A 23,490-nucleotide genomic window follows, 5' to 3' on the forward strand; every position below is an offset into this window, starting at 1 on the left:
GCAGGGGGGTGAATGACGGTGGAGGATGCACGGCAATTTTTTTCATTAAACAAGCGCAAGGATTGGCAAAAGGGGCAGGCCTACAACGTACAGATCACGGATACGGGCGTAGCTGTCCAGCAAACGGAGAAGTACGGCGTCTACCGCCTAATTCGCCCTGAGGACCTGCCCGGCGTGCCGGCGGTGACCGATTTGGCCGTTGCGCACGGCGAGAAGATTTATTTGCTCGACGAAGAAGCGAATATCTGGATGTACGATTACGAGAACCGTCATCGCGAGCCGCTGTTCGTTGCCGGGCACGATCTGTTTACAGGTCAGGCGACGATGGCGGCGCAAAACGGGCTGCTGTTCATCGCCGAAACGCAAGGAACGATCAGACTGGCCGCTTATTCGACGTCAAACGGCCAAATGATGTGGGAGGCGGGCGAATGGAACGATCTGGAGCTGTACCCGCTGGCCATCGATACGTCGGGTGCCGGGCAGTGGGAGCTGCATGCTGCGGTGCCGCTGGACATTACGGTTGGTTTGAGTGGAAAGCCGCATGTGCCCAAGGGCGGGCGCATCGCCGTTCTTCATTGGATCGCAGGGCAGGTGGCGCACGTCTATGAAGACGATTCGCTGACATTGGATGAAGATACGCCGGTTTCCGAGCTGGAGGAGCGCTTCTTCATCGCCGTTGCTTCCCAAGGAACGCTCGGCATCTTCGACCGCCAGCGCAAACGCGTGACCGTTTTCCGCAAGGAGGGCGGCGAAGCGACGCAATTCGAGGTCGAGCTGCCGGGCAGCTTTGCCGGCATTTCCATTGATACGAATCATAATTTCTATATCGGCAACAGCGGGATGGTCCAGCATGACAGCACGGGAGAACGCTTTATTCTCAAATATCGCGCCGACGGCGAGCTGCTGGAGCGCATTCATGGCTTCCGCGGGCGCAGCGACAAGCTGGTGCACGATACGCGCGATCGCTTGTACGTGCTGGACCGGCATAGCGGGCAGATCAGCCTGCTGGATTTGCAGGTACGCACCATGCTTCAGGACAACAGTGGACTGCCCGAGGGCATCTATTTCTCGGCGGAGCTGGATTCGACCGAATCGGAAATGGTCTGGCACAAAATCAGGCTGGAAGCCGACATTCCCGACGAAACGCAAATTCGCATCAGCTACTTCGCTTCGGACTGGGCCGAGGGCTACGTCGGAGAGGACTATGTCAACTATACGAAGTATTTGACCAGTCCGGACATTCCGCTGGCGAACAAAATATTGGCGACGCAGGAGCTGTTCGACAGGCACCCGACCATTGTCAATCCGCGCGATGCGCTGCTTGACGCCAAGGGACGCTACCTCTGGTTCCGACTGGAGCTGGTCGGCAGCGAGCTGCGCACGCCATTGCTTCGCAAGCTGCGCGTCTATTTTCCTCGAACGTCGCTGATCAGCTATCTGCCGCCGATCTATCAGCAGGACGACGAGCATAGCCCGTTCCTTGAACGGTTTCTGGCGTTATTCGGCACTTTTTTTGACGATATGGAGGAGCAGATCGAGCGGGTGAGCAAGTTTTTCGACGCCGATGCGGTTTCGGGACCGTATCTGAAATGGCTGGGCCGCTGGCTGGCCATATCCGACGCCGATTCCTGGGGCGGAGACAAGCTTCGCGAGCTGATCAAGCAGGCGCCGCTGCTGTACCGGCTGCGCGGCACGCGCGACGGTTTGCTTCGCATGCTCCAGCTGTACACCGGCGAAAAGCCGTTCCTGCTGGAATATTTCCAGTTCAAGCGGATGCAGGAGACGTCGGAGCTGCGCGAATTGTTCGCCCATTTGTATGGCGATAACCCGTACGTTTTTTGCGTGATGGTGTCGCCGGAGGCCGTTCGCACAGACAAGCAGCGGCTGATTATCGAGCAAATTATCGAGGATCAGAAGCCGGCTTATACCGAAGGCAAGCTGTTCGTGCTGCAGCCGCGTATTTACACGGACATGCACACCTATCTGGAGGTCAATACGTATCTCTCCGAGCCGACATACCTGAGGCTGGATCAACGTTCTTCACTGCCGTACAACACGCTGCTTACGGATGTCGACCGCGACAATCGCATGGATTTGCATACCCGTTTGGAGCTTGATTCCGAATTAGAATAAAATTTGGCCTGGGAAAGGTGAGGGGGATTTTCATGAAAAAGACACGCTATTATCCGTTTGAACGCAATCGGTACTTTTATGGCAAGCTGCTGACGGTCCGCGATTTTGAGTCTGAGCAGCAGTATTTCAACGACAAGCGGAGAATGATGAACCGGCTACTGCACGGTAGCGGCATCATTACCGGGCTGCAGGTCGTAGCGGTGGATACGAAAAACGTATCCGTCGAGATGGGCGCAGCGATCGATGCGCTCGGGCGGGAAATTGTCGTGCCTTCCCCGCTCACGTACAAGCTGAGCTCGATCAAGGGCTTCACCAACAACGAATATACGAAAAACGTCTATCTGTGCCTGGCCTATGAGGAAAAAGGCAAGGAGCCCGCGCATTCGCTGGCGAACGCTTCGGCCCGTTCCGATGAGGTGGGCGAATATAATCGCATCCTTGAGGGCTTCAAGCTGTTTATCCGCGAGCAGGCGCCGGATCCGTCCTCTCTGCCGTATGCCGATCTGATCGGCAATACGGTGGTGCTGTGCGATAACAGCCAGCTGCGCGTCCTGCTGACAACGCCGCGGTATGTCAATCCCGGCGAGCTGTTCGAAGCGACCGTGCGCTTTGAGAAGACGCTGCTGGCCGGTCAGGTCTCGTTCTCCTTTGAACTGGATACCGAACGGCTGGAGCCGGTCAACGGCGCGAAGGTGACGTTCTCCGAGGAGCAGGAGCCGCAGCTGTCGATGGGCTATGAGCGCAAAATTATGCTGCGCGCCGACAGCACGGTCTCCGAGACCGGCCTGATCGGCATTCGTTCGGGCACCGCGGTGCTCAAAATCGGCGATAAGCAAGTTGACGGCGTATCGACCGATCTGAGCGAGGTGGAAATCATCAAGGGCTCGGTCCCAGAGCGCCTGATGGACGATTTCCTCAAAAGCTCGCTGGACGACGCGCTGGATTCACCGGCCGAGCCTTGCATTTATTTGGCCAAAATCGGGCTCCAGCAGTCCGGTCCAACCTATGTCATTGAAACGGTCGAGCAGGTGCCGTTTAATGAATACGTGTATAACACGTCGGTCATGTACCGCTTGAGCCAGTTGACCGGCCAGCCGGCGGCAACGGGCGGCGGCGCGGCGAAAATCGTGCCTAAGGCCAAGCTGCGCACGCCAGGACCGGGCGGCAAGCCGGAGTTTAAGGTGAGCTATAACAGCGACAGCAGCGAGCTGTCGTTTGATGTGGCGATTCCGGCAAGCTCTTCGGCGGCGACGGATATCCGCACAGGCGTGGTCGACATTCCCGTCACGCATTTCAACAAGCTGGGCGTCTCGCCATTTGGCAAAGCGCACAAAAGCTTCTTCTCCGACGAGATTACGCATAATCTCGGCGCAGGCAATGTGCTGATCGTCACCAGCATCGAGGAGACGAGCAGCGATACGTTCTCCGAGATGCTGTCGAGCGGAGAACGGGTGTATTTTGGCTCGCCGGACGTCTTCAAGGGGAGCGAGTTTGAGCCGGACGTGCCCGATATCAAGGTAGGCGCCATCGCCTACCCGCAGAAGGGGACGTTCCGCGTTGGCGCCAACGTGCAGCATGTTGGCGAAGGCTTTACGCTGCGCGTGCGCTGGTGGGCCTACAAGGAAGGCGCAACGATCCCGCGCAGCGGCAGCGGTGGCGGCGCGTCGGTTGACGCGGCGATTTCGGGCATGCTGGAGGCCGCACCGGCCGACAGCGGCGAGCAGCATTAGGAGCGCGATGAGAAGGAAGCTGCCTGCGATCGGTACGGGCTTTAACTAACTCTCTGGCAACTTTTTCACATGCACACAGAAGGCGGACAACAGGTCAAGCCAAAGGGTGTTCTTGGGCCATAATCGTGGCTGCAGGAACACCCTTTTTATTTGCGGGCAGGGGAATGTCCGTCTTGGCCGCACGTGTATTGGCGGAGCTATCAAAAAACAGGGAAAGCTCTGACCGCCGCGGAACGGGCAGGCTGTTGTCGCAGAGCGGCCCGTCGAAGCCCTGAGTTGAAAATGCGCAGCGCGGAGAGTAACATGAAGAGTAAATACGAGCAAGCCAGAGGAGGAAAAGCATATGCTGCAACTGTTTCCTGCCGCTTCGCGCAGCGAGATCGATTTGGGCTGGCTGACGAGCCGGCGTTCGTTTTCGTTTGGCGATTATTTTGATCCCGCCAATACGGCGTTTGGCGTCATGCGCGTCTGCAACGACGACGACATTGCGCCGGGCCGCGGCTTCGGGCCGCACCCGCACAGCGACATGGAGATTGTCACGGTGGTGCTGAGCGGCAGCATCAAGCACGAGGACAGTCTTGGTCATACGGCGGTGACCGGCTATGGCGGTGTGCAGCGGATGACCGCCGGCACGGGCGTCGTCCACGCCGAATACAACGCGTCGGAGACCGAGCCGCTGAGCTTGCTCCAGCTTTGGTTTATGCCGGAGAAGCGGGGGCTTGAACCCTCGTTCGAGACATCCGCTTACGACACGGGGGCGCTGCGCAACGCGCTGCTGCCGGTGGCTTCGGGTACGCCGGGCGAGCAGGTCGCCAAGCTGCATCAGGACATGACGATATATTTGAGCCGTCTGGAGCGGGGGCACGAGCTGACGTTCCGTCAGGCTGATGGCCGGCGGGTCTTCCTGTTCGTCATTGACGGCGAGTTGGACGTCAATGACGCCAAGCTGCAGGCCCGCGACTCGGCGCGGATCGAAGCGGAGCCGAGCCTGACGCTGGCGGCGGGAGCCGACGCTTTTTTCATGCTGATCGATTTGCCATAGGAGGCGCTGAACATGAACGAAACTTTGCTGATCAAACACGCCGTCGGCGGACGGACGTTTATCGATACGTCGGCTCGACCGCTGATTTATGCTGTGGAAGCGGAGGGGGATGGCTGGCGGCTCGCTGTGCAGACGCCGCTGACCGGGGACGTCGAGGAACTGCTGCGCTGGAAGGACGAGCTGAACGTGTTTCTGTTCCAGACGTTCGCCGACCGGCCGACGCTGAAAATCTGGTTTTACGTCAAGGATAACGGCGTTGCTTATGACGAAGCGGGAGGCGTATTGCATATTGCCGCGTCGTCGCGGATCGACTATGTGCCGGATGAGTTTGGCGGGCCGAAGTGAGGTCGTAGGCGGTAGATGGTGCTGTGCTGGAGATGAGCAAGGTCGATAGCATGCTTTCATGGCAGAGCAGGAGGATTTTGATCACGATAGAAGCGCTTCACGTTCCACGGATCGTTGTGGGAAGGGGGGCGTTTTTTTCTAATGGAGCAGTACAAAAAAAGAGCGTGAAGCAGCGGCTTACGCTCCCTGTTCGATGTCGTGATGTCACGTCTTCAAGACGTCAACAACGCCAAAATAATCACGTCCATAAAAACTCGGCTGACCTCGTGCAGCAAATATTGCTTGAGCATGCCTTCCTGGCGGAAGCCGCATTTCTCCAGCAGGTGCAGCGAGGCTTTGTTCTCGGGCAGCACCTCGGCCTGCACGCGGTGAACGTGCAGCTTCTCGCGGCCGAAGGCCAGCACCGCGCGCAGCGCTTCGGACATGAGGCCCTTGCTCCAATAGCTGCGGGCCAGCTCGAAGCCGACGGTCACGGGGAACAGCGGTTCGTCGGCAAATGTGCCGCGTACCGGCATGTACATGATCGAGCCGATCAGGCGATCTTCTTCGTTCAGCGTTATGCCCCACGGGCATAGCCGCATTTCGGTAAACTGCCGGTTCCAGGCGGCAATCAGCTCTTGGGCTTGTTCCCGCGAGACAGGACCGTTCCAATCGAGAAACCGGGTCAATTGCTCGTCCGAATAAAATTCAAATAACGCTTCCGCATCGGCAGGCCGCATTTGACGCAGCGTGAGCCGCTCTGTATGCAGCACGGGAAATTGGGTAAATACCTCATGGACATTCATCGCATCCGCACCCCCGGAACCATGCATAGTCGCATGTAGCTTGATTACCTTCATCATACGCCAAGAATATGAAAATAAAATGAAGAAACGCAAAAAATTATTCGGCGCAATCGGCAAACCGCCAAGCGCGCAGCAGCGAAAGCGGCCGAGAGCGGCACAAGAGCGGAACAGTCGCGGCAATGGAGGAACGCGTAAATAAATTGCTTGATTTATCCTGAAACTAACAATTATGGAGACGTTGCAAATGTTCATTTTTTGACGGCTTGCATATAATTAGGTCTGCCGAATAATGGCGAAAAAAGTTGAATAAAAAGTGAATTTGGAGCGTGTCAAGTGAGTCACACATCGTACACAGAAAGTCAGGCTTTAAGAGAATCCAATGCGAGAAGCTATCCGCGCAAGTTTCCGATGGCAATCGCGAAGGCGAAAGGGGTTGTACTCACGGACACGGAAGGGCGTACGTATCTGGATTGCTTGGCCGGAGCGGGGACGCTGGCGCTAGGACATAATCATCCCGCTGTGGTGGAGGCGATTCGCGAGACGTTGGACAGCGAGCTGCCGCTGCATACGCTGGATTTGACCACGCCGGTTAAGGAGCAGTTTGTAGATGAGCTGTTCGCGCTGCTGCCGGAGGAGCTGCGGAAGCATGCCAAAATTCAATTTTGCGGGCCGTCAGGCGCCGATGCCGTCGAAGCTGCAGTCAAATTGGTCAAAACGGCCACCGGCCGCCGGACGATGCTCAGCTTCCACGGCGGGTATCACGGCATGACGCACGGGGCGTTGAGCTTGACAGGCAATTTGGGACCTAAGGAAGCGATTGCCGGGATGATGGCGGATGTGCATTTTTTACCGTATCCGTATGCGTATCGCTGTCCGTTTGGTATCGGCGCAGAGGGGCATCGTACGGGGAGCACCTATATTGAACGGCTGCTCGATGACCCGGAGAGCGGCATTGTGAAGCCGGCCGGTCTTATTCTGGAAGCGGTGCAAGGCGAAGGCGGCGCGATTCCGGCGCCTGCGGAATGGCTGCGGGAAATTCGCCGCATCACGCAAGAACGGGATATTCCGCTTATTCTCGATGAGATTCAGTGCGGTATTGGCCGGACCGGCAAGCTGTTTGCGTTCGAGCATGCGGGTATTGTGCCGGACGTGCTGATTATTTCCAAGGCGATTGGCGGCAGCTTACCGCTGTCGGTCGTTGTGTATCACGAGCGGCTCGATTGCTGGAAGCCGGGTGCGCATGCCGGTACGTTCCGCGGCAATCAACTTGCGATGGCGGCCGGTACGGCGACGCTGCGCGTCATTCGGGAGCAGGGGCTGATGGAGCACGCCGTTGCAATGGGCGAGCGGCTGAGCGCCGAACTGCGGCAGACGCAGCAGGCAAGTCGCTGCATCGGCGAGGTGCGCGGACTTGGTTTGATGATCGGCGTCGAGATGGTCGATACATCGCGGCCTGCTGATCAGCTCGGCGCCTACCCGGCCTTTCCGGAAATGGCCAAGCGCGTGCAAAAGGAATGCTTCGAGCGCGGCCTGATTCTGGAGCTTGGCGGGCGTCATGGCAGCGTGGTGCGCTTTTTGCCGCCGCTGATCATTACAGCCGAGCAGATTGATCGGGTGAGCGCGATTTTCCGCGAAGCGGTTGAGGCGGCGGAACAGGCGCTAGGGCTGCTGGCCGGTGCGGCTGAAGGAGGCGGACAAGCATGAGCGGCCTTGACATGACGGGCCTTAGCTTCGCAGACGCCGAAGCGGCCGGGGCCGAACGTCGCGCTGCCAGCGGCGATACGGCTATGGCAGACGCAACGCGCCGGGAGAACGCGGCGTCCGGCGCTTCCGGCAGCGTGCCTGCAGCGCTGGAGGCATTGTTCATGACCGGCGGGGCAGCCAGCTGGAACGCTTACCAAGCGGCCGTAGGGGAAGCCGATGAGCAGCTGGAGCGGCATTTTGCCGGTCTCAAGCGGCCGTACAGCGGGCTGGAGCCGCAGGAGCTTGGGCAGCTGATGGATCATGCAGCAGAAATTACGGCCGAGGGGCGTCCGCTGGCCGAGGTGCTGGATGCTGCAGGCCGGCATGTGCTGGCCCATTCGATTGCGGTGTCGCATCCGCTGTGCATCGCGCATTTGCATTGCCCGCCACTTATTCCAGCGCTGGCCGCCGAGGCGATGATCGGCATGACGAATCAATCGATGGATTCGTGGGATCAGAGCTCGACGGCGACACTGGTGGAGGAGCGTCTCGTGAACTGGCTGTGCCGCGAGGTGTTTGGCAGCGGAGGCGGTGAGGCCGACGGCGTGTTTACAAGCGGCGGCACGCAGTCCAATCTGATGGGCCTGCTGCTGGCCCGCGACGATTACGCACAGCGCAAGCTCGGCTGGAACATCCAGCAGCTCGGCTTGCCGGAGGAAGCGCGGCGGATGCGGATCGTCTGCTCGCAGGCGGCGCATTTCACCGTGCAGCAATCGGCGGCGCTGCTGGGACTCGGCCATGCCGCTGTCGTGCCGGTCGCAACCGACGAATCGCAGCGCCTGTCGCTTGCGGCGCTGGAGGAGACACTGGACCGGCTGGAGCGGGAGGGACTGCTGCCATTTGCTATCGTGGCCACGGCGGGCACGACGGATTTTGGCAGCATAGACCCGCTGGCCGAGCTGGCGGAGCGAACGCGCCGCCGCGGCTTGTGGCTGCACGTCGACGCCGCTTACGGCGGCGCGCTGCTGCTCAGCGACCGTCATCGCGGCATGCTTCGGGGACTGGAGCTGGCCGATTCGGTCACGGTCGATTTTCACAAGCTGTTTTACCAGCCGATCAGCTGCGGAGCTTTTCTGGTCAAGGACCGGGCCAAGTTCGAGCTGCTCAAGCTGCATGCCGATTATTTGAACCCGGAGGGCGATGAAGACGACGGCGTGCCGAATCTGGTGACCAAGTCGCTGCAGACGACCCGGCGGTTCGATGCGCTGAAGCTGCTGATTTCGCTTCAAGCGCTGGGTACGAGGCGTTTTGGCGAGATTGTTGACTACACGCTTGATTTGGCCGCTGCTGCCGCTACAACGCTGCGTTTGCATCCGCGGCTGGAGCTGCTCAACGAGCCGGCGCTCAACGCCGTAGTGTTCCGCTATCGGGCGGACCGCTCATCCGTCGGCGAGGCGGCCGTGCAGGAGCTGGACAATCGGCTGAATGCGGCGATCCGATCCGAGCTGCTGCGCAGCGGAGAAGCTGTCATCGCCCGCACGCGCGTAGCTGGTCAGGTCTGCATGAAGCTGACCCTGCTGAATCCGCTGACGACGATGACGCATCTGGAGGCCCTGTTCAACCGCATCGACGAAATTGGAGCCGATCTGGAGCAGCGCGAGCTGGCTGCGGCGGAGGGCGGACGTTCGTATGGCGGATAAGCGGCTGCTTGCCGTCAGCCGATCCGCGGCTGCGGCGTGGGGCCGACGGGCGGCGTTGATGATAGGCGGAGCTTTCATTATCGCCGCGGGCTCGGTGCTGATGATCAAGGTGTCGCATTGGGGACTGCATCCTTATGATGTATTGGAATACGCGCTGACAGACCGATTTGGCTTATCGTTCGGCATCTGGCACTGGATCGTTGGCTTGACGATGGTGCTGCTATCGCTGGTGCTGACTGGAAGGCTGCCGCGATTCGGCGTATTTCTGGAGTTTTTTCTCGTTGGGGGATTTATCGATGTGCTGCTGGAGCGGGGCATCGTCCCCGACGTACAGCAAACTGCTGCCGAACTGATGTATCTACTGGCGGGCATAGCGCTCGTCAGTCTGGGTACGGCGCTGTATATGAGCGCGGATATGGGGGCTGGGCCAACTGATTGGTTCAGTCTGGTCATCAGTGAAAAATGGGGGCTGTCCTTCGGCCTACTGTCCATTGCGACGGAAGCGCTGGCCGTAGTTGGCGGCTTGTTGCTCCACGGCCCCGTACAGCTCGGCACGCTGCTGTTTTGCTTGGTCTACGGGCCGATTACCGGCTTTTTGCTAAAAAAGCTCGCTTGGCTGCGCGTGTCCGGGGAATAAGACGCACAGAACTTAAAAATGCGGTGCAGGGCGAAGCCAGAGACGGGATCGTCGGTCTGGTACCCGCTCAGGACTGACGCGACATCTGCAAACGAGGGCGCAGCTCCGGCAGATACAAGCAGATGAACCTAAGCTGCAAGGTACAGCTTTAAGCAGGCTGGGTGGAGCAGACATTGCCGAAAAAGCCCGGCAGTCCGCGGCATCCGTGGTTCCGCGGCCCGGTTCGCGACAGCCGCCGTACGGCCAGCACCACGCTTCGGGAGTAGCCGCTGCGGCTATAGCCATGCTGAGAAATGCCGCAACACGGCCCCTTTCCCTCAATAATCAAACGGGGCTGTCCCAAAAGTCAATTTATGATTTTTGGAGCCCCACTTAGCGTGGCAAAATGCCCATAAAAAATGACCCCTCTCTCCACTTGACTGTGGATTTTGGGGTCATTTTTGGGTTGTCCTTATAGTGCGTCTTACGATTTCGGATCGAGGCCGTCATTCGGTTTGGTCGAGTTGACCTGGAGCAGATGAGCGGCCGGGATGTTATAAAAATGCGTGAAGCGATAAATGTTCGTGTCGCGGTAATAGCTGTTGGCGTAAGCGTTGGCTTCGGCGGCCGGCTGATTCAGCTCCAGCACACGGTAGCCCTCGTCGTTCGGTTGACTTGGCTCCTTGACCGTCTCGATCAGCGGCTGGAGCACCGACAGCGGCTTGCTGCCCCAAATGCTCAGCGACGTGACGATCGCTTCCTTCGGATTGGCCGCCGAAGGCTCCACCAGCAGCGACAGCTGATAGTCCGGGTAGCTCAGCAGCAGCTTCACCCCGGCATCGGCTGTCGCCGCCGGAGCCGCCGCAGCGCCGGCGGCCGAAGCAACAACGCCCGCACCTGCGGTCGCGTTGTTGCTCGCGTCCACGGCCGCTGCCGCGTCGGCCGTAGCAGCCGTGGCGACGGCACCTTCGTCGCCGGCCAGCAGGACGGTGGGGTCGACCACCGTCACCTCGCCCGGCTTGCCGAGCAGGTCTTCGACCTTCTTGCTCGGCAAGCCGAGGAAGCCCTCCAGCGCCACATGGCCGCTGGAGAAAAACGATTTGAGCACCAGCGTGCCCTCGGTGTCAAATAACGTGCCCAAGCCGTCGTAAGCTCCGGCCTTGAACGAGCCTTGATACAGCAGCTTGCCGCTGGCATCATAGGCTTCGCCGGCTCCGTTGAACAGCCCGTTCTGGTAGGTGCCCTTGTACTGCGGAATCGCGGCGTCGGTGAACGACTCGCCTGCCCCGTTGTACGCGCCGACCAGAAACTGCCCCTTGTATTTGACGAAGCCGTTCGGGTAATACTCCGTGCCATCGCCGGAGTACTGGCCGTTTTTGAACCCGCCCTCGTAAATCAGTTGGCCGTTCTCATCAAACAGCTTGCCGGCTCCATTGTATTGCCCGGCCGCGAATTCGCCGTCGTAGACCACCTTGCCGCCACTGGCGAACACCTTGCCCGCCCCGTTGTACAAGCCGGCGTTAAAGCCGCCCTCGTAGACGATTTCGCCCTTGTCGTCGAACAGCTTGCCGGCGCCGCCGTATTGGCCGTTCTGGAACTCGCCGATATATTTGACCTTTTGGCTGGAGTCGTACAGCGTAGCCGCGCCGTTATACGTATTGCCGGCAAAAGCGCCCTTGTACACGAGCTTGCCGCTGTCGTCGTACAGCGTGCCTTCGCCGTTTTTTTCACTTTTATCGAAAGCGCCCTCATAAATCACGACGTTGCTGTCGTTGTACAGCTTGCCGTTGCCGGCATATTGGCCGTCTTTGATTTCGCCGACGTACAGCACCTTCTTTTTGTCGTTCTCGGCGACGACCTTGGCCGTTCCGGAGTATTTGGCCAGCTTGGCCGAGTTCTCCTGCAGCACGGTCATCCGGCCGAACCATTTGTCGACAAACGCCGGAGGCTTGATGAACAGAAAGTAAATGAGCGCGATCAGCAGCAGCGCCACGATCAGAATCGCCCGTTTGGAAATATAATAATTGCCGACGAGGACATAGTCCTTCAGCGAGGTATCTTTCGCCTTGAGCATCGTTTTGAGCAGCTGCTGGAATTTGGCGATAAGCAGTTTGGGCAGCTTGGGTATGCTCGCGATCGCCTTTTTCAGTGGTTCGAACAGGGGAGCGATGACCGGCTTTAATATTTTTTCCATAGTTTTGACGGGTTCGATACTCAAGCCTGCTTCAATCCTCCTCTAAAAAGTTCGATGAAAAACCTGAGGGCCTCCGGCCGCGTCTTCAACGGACCTCCAAGCGTCTGTTCTCCACTGTATATACATCGGTTATCCGCTACGGAACCTGAATAGTCATTTGGCCCGGCTGTTGAATCGAAATCACGCCGCCCCAGTTGCACATGCACTTGGACGAGTTGTTGAGCGCAGGCATGTTGGCGACAAGCACGGTCGGCGAGCCTGGAACCCACGGCGCAGCCGTAACCGGAATGCAGGGCATCGGGGTCAAAACGCCAAGCGCAGCGGCCGTCGCAGCGGCAACCATCGGGTTGGACGGCGAATTGCACATCCCGAACGGCAATATGTTGACCATCGGCTTGTTATCCATGATGTTGGCAATCGGCATCGCCGTCATCACCATGTTGGCCGGAAGCACCATCAGTGAGCTGGGCGCGGCACCGAACGTGCATTGCATCATCGCGCCTCCGCATACAACGTTTCCCATGTCGCATCATCCCGTCTAATAGAGGATTTACAGCTAGTTTCATAGTACTAGAAAAAGCACAAACCGGCAATAAGCACCTAATTTCGAGTGATTTCGCTAAAACTCCCAAAAAGGTGGGTGCGGGTTCACCACATATATTGTACTATAAAAATATAACCGCATGCGGAGGGATTTATTTGAAAACAACGGGTCGCATTCGACTGGCGCTGGCGCTGCTGCTGGCTGCAGGCAGCACGTTTCCGGCAGTGACGGCAGTTCATGCCGCGACAGTCAAGGCGCTTTCGATGCAGGAGGCTATCGATCGCGGCGTCAAGACGAGCTCGGACATTCGCGATGCCAAAAGCGATATACAAAAGAAACGGCTGGAGCTCCAGCAGGCGCAGCAGGCTGTCAAGGCCGAAGAGGACAAGGCGCGCGGACTGTTCGCCAAGCCCCGTAATTTAAGCCAGAGCCTGCAGACGAAGCTGAAGGTGCCGCAGGCAAGCAAGGATTACTATTTGGCGCAGGAGAAGCTGCGGGCGACGACGCTGCAGGTGCAGAAGGACGTAGAGAAAGCGTACCTGCAAGCCGTGCAGGATATGCTCGCCGAGCAAGCGTCGCGGCTCAAGGTGGAAGCAGCCCAACGGGCGCTGGACGAGACGATCAAGAAGCGCAAGCTGTCGCTGGCGAAGGAAGCCGATCAGGAAGCCGCGGAGGATGCGCTCAAGCAGGCGACGTCGGATTACAAGCAGGCGCAGCTGGCGGCCAAAGCCAGTCGGCTCGCGCTTGGCGGCAAAACCGGCCTGACGATGGAGAACCAGGTGGAGCTGCGTTTTGAGCCGGACTACGCCGATTTGGGCCAAAGCCGGCTGCCCGCTTATATCGCCGGGGCGCAGCGGACGAATGTCGGGCTTTTGAGCGATCAGGAAGACCGCAGACTGGCCGACGAGAAGCTGAATGTCACGCGTTCGTTGTATACGTCCAAGTTCGGGCAAGGCCGGATGATGGTGATGGACAATTTGTACAAAATGCAGGATATCGACATGGATTTGTTCATGGCCAGCTACGATACGACGCTCGATCAGGTCAAAAAGGACTGGGAAGGCTACTTCATGCTGTTCGGATTTATCCCGATTCCGAAATCACTCTTGCAGGGGGAATTTGACGGACTGCGTTATTTGGACGACCTGCGCAACGGCTTGCCTGTCGCCACGATGGAGCAGAACAAGGCGGTGCTCAAGGAAAAAGAGAGCCGGACGGCCGTGATCGACGCCGTGCGCCAGTCGTATCTCGCGGCGAAGGGTGCCGAGGAGGCTTACGCCCAGGCGCTGCGCGCCAAAGAGAAGGCCCAGACAGCCGCCGACAAGGGGGCGAAGCAGGCCAAGCTCGGCTTGCTCAAAAGCGATGAGCTGCAGCAGCTCAAGGACGACGTGACCGCAGCCGATAAGCAGATTTTTGCGGCGCAAATCGCGTACAAGCTGGCAATCAGCAAGCTGGACCTCGATACGGGGGGCCAAGTGGCGCGGACGCTGCGGCCGGGGATTCTGCCTTACAAGAACATCGACGACGGGCTGTCGCCGGTGACTGCGGCCAAGGAGAAGCCGCCGCTCGGCAAGTGGACGCTGAAGCCGGCGGTCGGGCCGCTGCTCAGCGATTTTACGGCTACTGTTAACAAATCGCTCAAAGCGACCGATTATGCTTTATATACGAAGGATGGCAAACGTCTCGGCAAAAAGACAAAAATCGGCAAGCCGCTGCGTTATTTGACGGTTGCGTTCAGCGATCCGTCGAGCCTGAAGCTCGTCATTTATAAGAAAAAAGTGGCGGTAGCCGAAGCGCCCCTTGAGGGCAAAGGCAGCTCGGGTACGCTGACGGCTCCCGAGCCGGACGCTCCCGCGCCAATAACCCCACCGGAACCGGCCGGGGGCGAGGATGCGGGGGCCGGAGGGACTTTTATCCTCGGCAGCTACAAGGTACAGATGGATGCTTTGACGCCTGCGGCTTACAATGCCGCGGTGGTCACGATGACGGAAAGCGGACAGGGCATGTTTTTCAAATCGGATGCGCCGGGCGCTCAGTGGGTCGGCATGGACAACGCCAATGACGTGTCGGCGCTGACCGATCCGAATAGCAGCGCAGCTGTCAAGCCGGAAGCGGTGGCGGCTTTGAAGCTTACGGTGAATATCGCCAAGCCCGGCGAGATCGCTTCGCTGGAGACGTCGGCGGCGCTGCAAGGCAAGATCGACACGCTCGTTAAAGACAAGCAGCAGATGGAAAAAGACAAGGAGCAGGCGGTTTCCGATAACAAGGTGTCGCAAATCGCCGATCTGGCTGTACAGATCAAGGATGCGGAAGCGCAAATCGGCATGCTGCAGGCGCTGCTGAAGGGTGATCAGAAAGCGGCGCTGGCGCAGATGCAGCTGGTCAACAACGCCGATTCGCTGATTCAGTCGATTGCCGAGGACAGCGAGAAGGCTGAAGCCGGCGGAGACGGTGGCGATGGTGGCGGAGACGGAACCGGAACGGGCGATGGAACGGGTACTGGCACAGGTACGGGTACTGGTGACGGCACGGGAACAGGAACCGGCACGGGTACTGGTGACGGCACGGGTACTGGTGACGGCACGGGAACGGGGACCGGCACGGGAACGGGAACCGGCACGGGGACAGGAACCGGCACGGGAACGGGAACCGGCACGGGAACGGAAACCGGCACGGGAACGGGAACCGGCACGGGGACAGGAACCGGCACGGGGACAGGAACCGGCACGGGGACAGGGACCGGCACGGGGACAGGGACCGGCACGGGGACAGGGACCGACACGGGAACGGGAACCGGCACGGGAACGGGGACCGGCACGGGAACGGGGACCGGCACGGGAACGGGGACCGGCACGGGAACGGGGACCGGCACGGGAACGGGGACCGGCACGGGAACGGGGACCGGCACGGGAACGGGGACCGGCACGGGAACGGGGACCGGCACGGGAACGGGGACCGGCACGGGAACGGGGACCGGCACGGGAACGGGAACCGGCACGGGAACAGGAACCGGCACGGGAACGGGGACCGGCACGGGAACGGGAACCGGCACGGGAACAGGAACCGGCACGGGGACAGGAACCGGCACGGGAACAGGAACCGGCACGGGAACCGGAACCGGCACGGGAACCGGAACCGGCACGGGAACGGGAACCGGCACGGGGACAGGAACCGGAACGGGGGCAGGAACCGGCACGGGAACCGGAACCGGCACGGGCGATGGAACGGGCACGGGAACGGGCGATGGAACGGGTACTGGTACTGGTACTGGCACTGGTACTGGTACTGGTGACGGTACAGGAACCAGTGCGACAGCGAGTGAAGAGGAGCTTACGGCGCAAGCCGAGCTGCAGCAGGCTGCGCTGGAGCAAGCCATTGCAGCCGGCAATGCCAAGGCCGCAGTCGCAGCAACCGCTGCTTTGCTGGCTACACAAGCGCAGCTGGCCGATGTGACGACTGGCGCGACGTCTTCGCTGGAGGCGCTGAGCGACGCGCAAGCGAAGCTGGCTGCTGCACTGGAAGCCGCGAAGGCTCAGCAGGATAGCGACTCGGCTGAATCGCTGGCCCGGTCGCAGCAGGCAGCGGCAGATGCCGTCGTCACTGTCGGCAAGAATCTGCTCTTTGCTCAGCTGGAAGCCGTACAAGAGCTGCAAGCCGAGCTGCAGGAGCAAGCGGAAGCGGTTGGAGCAGGCGACGGAAGCGGAGCAGGCAATGGCGCAGGAGCAGGCGACCCTGCCGCCGCGGCAGTGGTACAAGCCGAGGTAGACAAGCTGTTGGAGCAGCAGATTGCGAAGCTTTTGGAAGAAATCAAGCAAAAAGAGAATGCCAAATATACCGCAGAGGAGCTGGCAGCGCTCGCTGAAGCGTCCGCCGAGCTGGCCGGCGCGAAAACCGATGCCGGAGAGACGATTACGCCGGTACCGGCCCAGAATGTCATTTCGCCAAACCTGTTAATCAAGCTTGATGTGCCTCCGGTTATGATTGACGGCAATGCCTATTTGCCAATCCGGCCGATTTCCGAATCGTTTGGCGCAGCGGTAGATTGGGACGAGGATAGCTACACGGTCACCGTCAGCACGGACTACGCAACGGTGCAATGCAGTATTGACAGCCCGATCGGGTATGTCAACGGCGAGCCGGTGCAGATCGAAGTGCTGCCGCGGCTGATCAAGGAGCGGACGTTTGTGCCGCTGCGGTTTATAGCGGAGTCGCTTGGACTTCAGGTGGATTGGAATACGCCGGCGCAGACGATCCAGATTACTTCGGACGGCGAATAAAGTTGGATGAAATCGAGGCGAAACGAACGATGAAAAGGTCGATCGCGGCATTGCTGCTGACCGTGCTGCTCCTTGGAGCAGCCGGTGCTTACATCTACAATCACAAGACGCTTCTGCAGGAAAGTCCGCTCCAGCGCGAAGAGCTGTTTGGCAGCTTGTCCAAGGCTGTCGTTGGCGCGGACCACCATCTGTACGTGGTCGTCAATTCGCGCAAAACGATTTATAAGCTCAACGAGGAAGGCACGATCGTACAGTCGATTTCCAACGAGCGCGACCCGAGCGGTCTGGCATACCGCTTCAACGACATGGCTGTGGACGACGAAGGGTATCTGTATGCGATTCGCGCTTCGCTGGACGCATACGGGCTGACGGTCAAATCCGAAGAAATCGTGCGGTTCAAGCCGAACGGCGAGTTTGACGGCATGCTGTTTCAGCAAAATTATGTCAATGCGACGCCGAGATTTTACCGCTTCGGCAGCTTGCGCAACGTCGAGATTCACGACGATACGCTGTACTTCTACAACAATGAAGTCAGCCAGTTTACGATGTACAAGGTGCCCAAGGACGCCGACAAGGCCGAAGCCGTCTTTACGGTGCCGCTGCCGACCGGCAAGTATTTTACGACCGCAGACGGGATTACGCCTGAGCATATTTATTATTCCACTCGCAGCGGGGAAATCTACCGCGCCAAGACCGACGGCAGCTCGGAGATGGTCTATCCGCTCCCGGGTCTGGACCGCACGCGGCGCAACTTCCCGGAAAGCCTGCGAATGGATCAGCAAGGCCGCCTGGTGTTCGTCGATTTCAACAATCGGGCGATTACACGCTTCGATCCGCAAAATCCGTTCATGGTGGAAGCGCTCGTCACCGACAAAACCGCTCAGGCCAGCGGCATTGAGCTGAGCTTCGAAACGACCTCCAGCAGCGTAGCCCCCGACGGCAGCATCCTGATCGTCGAGGACGGACAAATCGTACGCCGTCAGCCCGATGGCAAGCTGAGCGAGCCGCTGCTGGCCGCCCGATATTCCAAAGAGTATATAACTACCAAATGGCTGGTATGGGCGGCTGTCGCCGCTTCCGCGCTGCTGCTGCTGTATGCGCTCAAGCTGATTTATTTCAATCTGATGCGCCGCCGGCTGTCGATGATGGCCAAGCAGGTTCTGATCTACGTGCCGATTATTTGTGCGGCGATGATTTTGCTTTCGACCGTTATCTATACGTCCTTTGCCAGAAAAATGGAGGATGAAACGGATAGCGAGCTGGTGCTGCTGGCCAAAAGCGGGCAGAACCTGATCGACGGCGACAAGCTGGAGAGCCTGACCTCGCCGCTCGACTATCGCGGTCCGGTGTTCCGTTCCTTCCGCCAAAAAATCAAGGCGGTGTTCGACAACAACACGCGCGATGACAATCAGGGCTTTTACAAAGCGGTATATAAATACGAGAATGGCCAAATTTACCGCATTATGGAAGACGACGACGAGATGCATATGTTCAACCCGTTCCCGGCAACGGACAAAAACCAGCTGGTCGTCAAGGAAGGTAAGGTCGAAACTGACAAATGGGAGGACGATTCCGGCGTCTGGCGGTATGCGATCGCTCCGATTTACAACAGCTCGGGTAAAATCGTTGGTATTTTTGAAACGAGTAAAAATATGGAGGGGCTGCTGCAGCATCGCCGTACAGTTCTGAAATCGATCGAGCATAACATCGCGTATATGTCGGCTGGTCTGCTGCTTGTGCTGATGCTGACGACGTTCCTGCAATTGCGGCCGATCCGCAAGCTGCGCAACAGCGTGGGCGAAATCGCCAAGGGCAACTGGGATACAAAGGTGGAAATCAATACCCGCGACGAAGTCAACGATCTGGGCGACAGCGTCAATGTGATGGCGGCGCACATCCGCGATTATATCACCAAGGTGGAGAATTTCAGCCAGTCGTATTATCGTTTCGTACCGCAGCAGTTCCTGCGCTTTCTGGAAAAGGAGAGCATTCTGGAGGTCGAGCTGGGCGATCAGGTGGAAGAGAATATGTCGGTGATGATGTTCAACATCCGCAATTTTTTCACCTTGTCCAAATCGCTTACGCCGGAAGAAAACTTCAATTTCGTCAACTCGTATTTATCGCGGTTCGGCCCTTTTGTAAGGGGGCGGCAGGGGATGGTCAACAAATATCTCGGCTCGGGCTTCATGGCCCTGTTTCCGGATAAGGCCGACGAGGCGTTGACCGCCTGTATCGAAATCCGCAAGGAGCTGGAGATTTACAATATGCATCGCGGCAATATGCGCTACGCTCCGGTCGAGCTCGGTCTGGCTCTGCATAAAGGACCGTTGCGGCTGGGCATTATCGGCGAAGGTCAGCGGCTCGAAGGCAACGTCATTTCCGACGGCGTCAACCTGACCAGTGTGCTGGAAAAGCTGACCGATCCGCTTGGCGCATCGATTCTCATTACCGACAGTGTGGTCGGCGCGCTTGGCGATGCCAGCCGTTTTCAATACCGCAGCCTGGGGCTTGTACAGTTGGATGGCTTTAAGGAGCCGCTGCAGTTGTATGATGTCTACCAGGGCGATCCCGACACGTTCCGCGTCCTGAAGGAAAAGACGAAGGCGCTGTTCGAGCAAGCCGTCACGTATTACCAGGTCGGCCGCTTCTACGACGCACGCGAGGCTTTCCTGATGGTCATCAAGCAGAATCGTCTGGATAAAGCGGCGCAGCTGTATTTCTACTTATGCGACGAGTTTTATCAGCACGGTACGACAGAAGGCTGGAACGGCACGTTATCGGTTTCTTAAAAGTTGGGGGGCGACGAAGTATGAATGCGATCAATAAGCTGGAAGCAAGCTGGGTGCCGCGCGTGCAGGAATTGAACAGCGAGCAGAACGCAACGCGGGTAAGCGAATTCTATTTGTCGGAAATGTCGTTTGACGATCAACGCCACACGCCGGGCGAGCTGGAGCACTTTCGCCGAGCGCCGCTGGCCAGTCTGAAGGAGCGCAATCATCGCCACTGGTATATAGAAAATGAGGAGGGCCGCATTATTGCGGTCACCTCCTGCAAGGAAAACGAGCATCGCACCGACGGCTATCTCTGGGATTATCTCGTGGTGCATCGCGATTACCGCAGACTGGGTCTGGCCAGTCTGCTGTTTCAGTCGCTGGAGGCGTTCGTACGCAAGATGGACGGACGTTATATTTTGACATATACGTGTGATTTGCCGGAGTACAAGCCGGTGCAAAAGCTGTTCGTGATGAACGGCTTTGTGCATATCGGTACATATCCCGATTATTACTATGAGGGTGAAGCGAGGCTCGCGTTCCACAAAAAGCTGTCCAGCGGGCTTCAGATTGTATAGATAGGACTGGGGTTCATGCGTGAAAAAGTAACGGGATGGCTGGGTCTGCGCAGCGAGGATTTACGGAAGCTATGGATCATGCTTCCCATTTTCTATTTTAGCGGAATTGCCGAGTCGCTGAACTATACGGCTTTCATGGCATTTTTTAACCAACGGTTTGGTGTGCAGTTCCTGCCTTACGTGTACATAGCGGAAGCAGCGATTATGCCGGCCGAGGGCTGGCTGCTGGCCAAGCTGACCGAAAAGCTGCCCAAGGCCAAAATGATGAGAACGCTTTATCTGATCATGATCGGCGCGTTGTTGTTTAACGGTATTGTGCTGCTGATTTTCCGGATTGGCGGCTTCGATTTTCGCTTTTATTATCCGATTTTGTTCCTTACGTCCAATTTTGTTGTGCGGCAGCTGACGCTGCTGCTGTGGAGCACGGCGTTTGATTTGTGCCCGACGCAGCAGGCCAAGCGCCTGATGCCGATTTTCGTCGCTTCGACGACGACCGGAGGCATTACCGCAGGCTTGATCGCCAGCCAGATTGGCCGGTTCTTCGGTACGGAGGCGGTATACGCGCTTGCGCCGCTCATGATGATTGCGGGATTTATCTTTTTCCGCAAGGCGCTCGCCCGCTATCTGGTGCCGCTAACGATTCGCGAGGATAAGCGGCTGGCGGCAGCGGCTCCCGAGCCGGAAGCGCGCTCGTCAGGCTATTATTTGCGGCAGATCGCGCGCAGCCCGTTCCTCTTATGCGCAGTGGCGCTGATGACGCTGATGCCGGCGATTTATTTTATGATGGAATATCAGTACTTTACGGCTGCTGAAATCCATTTTCCGGAGGAGCGGGAGCTGACCTCGTTTTACGGGATGATTACGGCGATCCAGTTTACGATTTGCCTGTTGTTCCAGGTGGTGTCGACGCGGCTGATGAACTGGCTGGGCGCAAGCAATATGCTGCTGGCCATTACGATTATTTTCCTCGGCGGCTTCGTGCTGACGGCTGCTTTTCTGGGTACGTCGCTGGGGCTGGGCATGGTGTCGGGCTCGTACGCGATATTCTACATTCTGTTGTATTATATTGCGGAGCCGTGCTATCAGCTGTTCTTTAAAATGATGCCGGTCAACGAGCGCGACGGCTATCGCTATTTTGCCCAAGGGTTGGCCGCTTCCGGCGGGATTCTGATCGGTTCGTTTTTCTCGATGCTGTATTCCTTTGGCTGGCTGGAGCTGTCGCCGCTGGCGTGGATGGGCGTCGGGCTGGCGGTGCTGCTGATTGCCGTTGCCTGGTTCGGCCGCCATCTGTACATTCAGGAGCTGGTTAAAAGCGTGCAGTCGCTGCATGCGGACCTGTCCGAAATCGCCGCGTCGTTTATCGGGGGGATGCGCAGCTCGAAGGCGCTGTCCGGTGTGCTGGACTATTTGCAGCATCCGAACGATTACGTGCGCGAGCTGGCGCTGGAGATGATCGGCAAGGCCAAGGATTCGGCGTTTCTGCCGCATCTGATCGGCATGATCGGGGAAGGCAACTCGCGGATTCGCATCGCGGTGCTGCGGGCGATGAATCTACAGGGCGCCACGATTCAGGATTTGGTGCAGGTGGCTTCGTTCCTGGAGGACGAAGACGCCGGGGTGCGGGCCGAATGCGTCAAGCTGATCTCCAAAGCGACGCATTTGAAAAGCCAGTCGCATTTCTTCATTCGCGTCAAGCTGCTCGATAACGCCCCGAGCGTTGTCGCCGAAGGCGTGAAGGCGCTATATGCGCTGGAAAGCGAGGAGAGCTATGCCGCATGCGATGAGGCGATTATCAAGATGCTGGACAACGGCGGCGAATGGGCCGTGTACGGCTGCCGCACGGTCGGCGAGCTGAAGCTGGCCAGCTACAGCGCTTGGGTTATGTCGCTGCTCGATGACCACAGACCGGCCGTCAAGGTGGCGGCTGTCGACTGTCTGGGTCAGCTGCAAGCGAGCGAAGCGCTGCCGATGCTGCTCGGTATGTATCCGATGGCCGATCAGGAGCTGCGGCGGGCGATTCTCGAAGCGCTGGTGGAGATGCGCGAGAAGGGACTGCCGGCGCTGACCGACAGCTTGCAGCATGCCAACCCGTTTATTTGGAACGCAGCGGTAACGGCGCTGTCTTCGCTGCTGGACGAGGCGCGGGTGCGCGCGGAGCTGGTCGAGCCGTGCGTGCAGCGGATGCTCGATTCGAGCTCGGAGCGCGATTTGCCCGCGGCGCTTGGCGCGCTGGGACTGAAGGGGCTGGCCGAGCTGGCGGAGCAGCGCTGCAGGGAGCTGCACGAGGCGCTGTGCGACGGCGCTTGGGCCGTGATGGCCAAGCTCGCCGACGAACGCGTTGTGCAGACGCTGCGCGAGGCGATTCAGGACGAAAGCGAAGAGGTTCGCGACAACGGTCTGGAGGTGCTGGCCGAAGGGCTGGGCGACCGGAGACTGGCCGCTGCGCTGCTGGAGCTGCTGCGGCAGGATACGGGCGGCGCGCGTCAACTGGCGGACGGGCCCGAGGCGGTGCTGCGCGAGGCGGCATCATGGTCGGACGATTGGCTGAAGCAAATTGCCACTTATGCGTCAAGCAGATTGGAGCGCGATGAGATGAAGGAAGAACGCAAGTTTTTGTCGATGCTGGACAAGGTGATTTTCTTGAAGCAGGTGTCGCTGTTCGCTGATCTTTCCGTGGATGAGCTTGGTTTGATTGCCGGCATCGCGCAGGAAGAGATACATGACGATATGACGTATTTGCTGCGTCGCGGCGAGCGGAACGGCACGATGTATTTGATTATCGAGGGTAATGTCGAGCTGAGCAACGAGACCGGAGGCGAAGAAGCCGGAACGATCGGCGTGCTGGGGCCGAAGATGGCGTTTGGCGAAACGACGGCTCTGGACCAGTCGCCGTCGGCGGTGACGGCGCAGGCGATTTTTGACGAGGTGCGGGTATTGGCGCTGCAAGGGGAGAGCTTGTCGCGGCTGGTGCGGCTGTATCCGGAGATCGGCATCGGTCTGCTGCACGCGTCAAGCGCCCGGGTCCGGCTGCTGGAGAACATGCTGTTGAAAATGGCGTAGACCTGCAGCCGGCTGCAGCGTGTGCTCCGGCG

General features: G+C 58.8%; 14 protein-coding genes. 11 read left to right on the forward strand and 3 right to left on the reverse strand.

Annotated elements, in window-relative coordinates:
* The first annotated feature begins 12 nt into the window (after positions 1 to 12).
* The 4 genes from B5M42_RS16960 (at position 13) to B5M42_RS16975 (ending at position 5,250) form a co-directional block, all read left to right on the forward strand.
* On the forward strand, positions 13 to 2,133 hold the full coding sequence (locus B5M42_RS16960; RefSeq protein WP_134757323.1) for a phage tail protein: 2,121 nt from the start codon (positions 13 to 15) through the stop codon (positions 2,131 to 2,133).
* A 32-nt stretch (positions 2,134 to 2,165) separates the two neighbouring features.
* Positions 2,166 to 3,863, forward strand: a complete 1,698-nt coding sequence (locus tag B5M42_RS16965; RefSeq protein WP_134757325.1) for a hypothetical protein — start codon at positions 2,166 to 2,168, stop codon at positions 3,861 to 3,863.
* Positions 3,864 to 4,206: 343 nt separating this feature from the next.
* A complete protein-coding gene (locus B5M42_RS16970; protein WP_134757327.1) occupies positions 4,207 to 4,905 on the forward strand; it encodes a pirin family protein in 699 nt (232 codons plus the stop codon).
* Positions 4,906 to 4,917: 12 nt separating this feature from the next.
* Complete coding sequence (locus B5M42_RS16975; protein ID WP_134757329.1) at positions 4,918 to 5,250, forward strand: hypothetical protein; 333 nt, start codon at positions 4,918 to 4,920, stop codon at positions 5,248 to 5,250.
* A 212-nt stretch (positions 5,251 to 5,462) separates the two neighbouring features.
* On the opposite strand, the gene B5M42_RS16980 is transcribed toward B5M42_RS16975, so the two are convergent.
* Entirely contained in the window at positions 5,463 to 6,035 is a 573-nt protein-coding gene (locus B5M42_RS16980) for a GNAT family N-acetyltransferase (protein WP_167690326.1), read from the reverse strand.
* A 333-nt stretch (positions 6,036 to 6,368) separates the two neighbouring features.
* On the opposite strand from B5M42_RS16980, the gene B5M42_RS16985 reads away from it, so the two are divergent.
* Genes B5M42_RS16985 through B5M42_RS16995 form a run of 3 tightly spaced genes read left to right on the forward strand, consistent with a single transcriptional unit; the run spans position 6,369 to position 10,055 of the window.
* A complete protein-coding gene (locus B5M42_RS16985) occupies positions 6,369 to 7,739 on the forward strand; it encodes an aspartate aminotransferase family protein (RefSeq protein WP_134757333.1) in 1,371 nt (456 codons plus the stop codon).
* Positions 7,736 to 9,418: a pyridoxal phosphate-dependent decarboxylase family protein gene (locus B5M42_RS16990; protein WP_209280796.1), complete on the forward strand. Its 1,683-nt coding sequence runs from the start codon at positions 7,736 to 7,738 to the stop codon at positions 9,416 to 9,418. The genes B5M42_RS16985 and B5M42_RS16990 overlap by 4 nt, the downstream gene beginning before the upstream one ends.
* Positions 9,408 to 10,055 carry a YczE/YyaS/YitT family protein gene (locus B5M42_RS16995; RefSeq protein WP_134757335.1) on the forward strand — a complete coding sequence of 216 codons (648 nt, stop codon included), beginning with the start codon at positions 9,408 to 9,410 and terminating at the stop codon, positions 10,053 to 10,055. The genes B5M42_RS16990 and B5M42_RS16995 overlap by 11 nt, the downstream gene beginning before the upstream one ends.
* Before the next feature lie 463 nt (positions 10,056 to 10,518).
* Here the strand turns inward: B5M42_RS16995 and B5M42_RS17000 are convergent, their stop codons facing one another.
* The gene (locus B5M42_RS17000) at positions 10,519 to 12,252 is read right to left on the reverse strand and encodes an MORN repeat-containing protein (RefSeq protein ID WP_134757337.1); all 1,734 of its coding nucleotides are present in this window, start codon (positions 12,250 to 12,252) and stop codon (positions 10,519 to 10,521) included.
* Between the two features lie 112 nt (positions 12,253 to 12,364).
* Positions 12,365 to 12,751 carry a DUF4280 domain-containing protein gene (locus B5M42_RS17005; RefSeq protein WP_134757339.1) on the reverse strand — a complete coding sequence of 129 codons (387 nt, stop codon included), beginning with the start codon at positions 12,749 to 12,751 and terminating at the stop codon, positions 12,365 to 12,367.
* A 176-nt stretch (positions 12,752 to 12,927) separates the two neighbouring features.
* On the opposite strand from B5M42_RS17005, the gene B5M42_RS17010 reads away from it, so the two are divergent.
* The 4 genes from B5M42_RS17010 to B5M42_RS17025 are packed head-to-tail and all read left to right on the forward strand — an operon-like array spanning position 12,928 to position 23,458.
* Positions 12,928 to 17,049, forward strand: a complete 4,122-nt coding sequence (locus tag B5M42_RS17010) for a stalk domain-containing protein (RefSeq protein WP_230632963.1) — start codon at positions 12,928 to 12,930, stop codon at positions 17,047 to 17,049.
* A 29-nt stretch (positions 17,050 to 17,078) separates the two neighbouring features.
* The gene (locus B5M42_RS17015; RefSeq protein WP_134757691.1) at positions 17,079 to 19,838 is read left to right on the forward strand and encodes a HAMP domain-containing protein; all 2,760 of its coding nucleotides are present in this window, start codon (positions 17,079 to 17,081) and stop codon (positions 19,836 to 19,838) included.
* A 20-nt stretch (positions 19,839 to 19,858) separates the two neighbouring features.
* Complete coding sequence (locus B5M42_RS17020) at positions 19,859 to 20,398, forward strand: GNAT family N-acetyltransferase (RefSeq protein ID WP_167690361.1); 540 nt, start codon at positions 19,859 to 19,861, stop codon at positions 20,396 to 20,398.
* Between the two features lie 15 nt (positions 20,399 to 20,413).
* Positions 20,414 to 23,458: an MFS transporter gene (locus tag B5M42_RS17025; protein ID WP_134757688.1), complete on the forward strand. Its 3,045-nt coding sequence runs from the start codon at positions 20,414 to 20,416 to the stop codon at positions 23,456 to 23,458.
* The last annotated feature ends 32 nt before the right edge of the window (positions 23,459 to 23,490 follow it).

It is taken from the genome of Paenibacillus athensensis (assembly GCF_004514475.2).
Classification (GTDB): Bacteria; Bacillota; Bacilli; order Paenibacillales; family NBRC-103111; genus Paenibacillus_AL; species Paenibacillus_AL athensensis.